The 1,419-nt window shown below is 26.3% G+C and carries 1 protein-coding gene; it reads left to right on the forward strand.

What is annotated here, in order from left to right:
* The first annotated feature begins 523 nt into the window (after nt 1–523).
* A complete protein-coding gene (locus B2W91_RS07620; RefSeq protein WP_291579806.1) occupies nt 524–1,180 on the forward strand; it encodes a hypothetical protein in 657 nt (218 codons plus the stop codon).
* Nucleotides 1,181–1,419 lie beyond the last annotated feature (239 nt).

Consider the following 1,419-nt stretch of genomic DNA (forward strand, 5'->3'; position numbering starts at 1 on the left):
AGATGTCTGAAACAAAATAACTAGTCAAAATGCTACAAATATTTTGTGTTATATCGAAACAAAGATTCTAAATTATAGTTGGGCTTAAAGTAAATTGTAACGAGATAGTATAATTCAAAATAGACCAGCATATTGGCTAGCTATTAAGAACACATATAAAATTTTGCTCTACTATATATTATATAAAGCTATTTTAGCTATATTTATAGAGCGAGGTTTTATAATATGAATTATAGCTTAATAATTTTAATAGGAGAAATTTTTAATATTATATTATATGGACGCATAGTAGCTATATGTACATCACTAATTTTTATAGTGTTACCTTTTAAAATTTTAAGGTCATTAGCAGAATATATCTGTATAATGTTTTTAATATTATGGTTATTGGTCAGTATGCTATGTATAGTCACATTAATATTTGAAGTTTTACCTATAAAATAATCTCCGTAACCTATGTTACGGTTATTTTTATGATGACGTGATAATATATAAACAATCTGATAATACAGGAGGAATAAATATGAGCGCATTTTTAGCTCCAATACATAAATGGTTATTTAATAAAATTATTTTATTTGAGGATATAGAAAGAGCTTTTATTAAAGCTTATATAGAAAAGTATGGTGAAAAAGCAGAAACTATAATAAATGAATCTAAAATTTATGGTGAAATGATAGATACAGACAAAGAATTAGAAGAGGTTATAGATTTAACTAATATTCACGGATGGCTTCAAAATAAAATAACTAATGCAGAAACTCGTCAAGCTTTTATAATAACTAAGATTAAAGAAATTTATGGAGAAGAGGTTGAGGAGATAGCAGCTAAATTTTATAGGGACAATGGCGTTAAATGTGGACTCATGTCAAAGGAAAAAGAGCATCCCAATAATGTAATAGATATATTTGATGCTATGAATAACTATTTATTAGAAGGCATGCCTTGTGATAGAGTTCAATCTATTGTAACTAAAGAAGATAATATCGTTGAGTGGTATAACTCAAGATGTATTCATAAGAGCAATTATGATAGGATAGGCGGGAATGTGGAAATATTTTATAGACTAAGATTTAATTGGTTAGCTTCATTTGTAAAATATGTGAATAGTGCATATAAATTTGAATATGAAAATGATGTAAATAAAGTTATATATAAAATAGTAAAAGTTATGGATTAGTCCATAACTTTTACTATTTTATTAAGGAATCTAGGGTTTCTTATATAGATATACCACCCCTAAATTTAATCTATCCCTGAAAATAATTAGCACTTATTGGTATTGCCACTAATACTACTAAATTCACAGTTCACAATTTTAAATTTCTCAACATTAACTTTCACCCCTGGGGTCTATATAGGGTTCCTTGATGAAAATTTAACTTATGCATGATTTTAATTTCTATAACAAAAATTCTT

Origin of the sequence: Clostridium sp. UBA6640 (genome assembly GCF_002455975.1) — a bacterium.
Taxonomy (GTDB): domain Bacteria; phylum Bacillota; class Clostridia; order Clostridiales; family Clostridiaceae; genus Clostridium_J.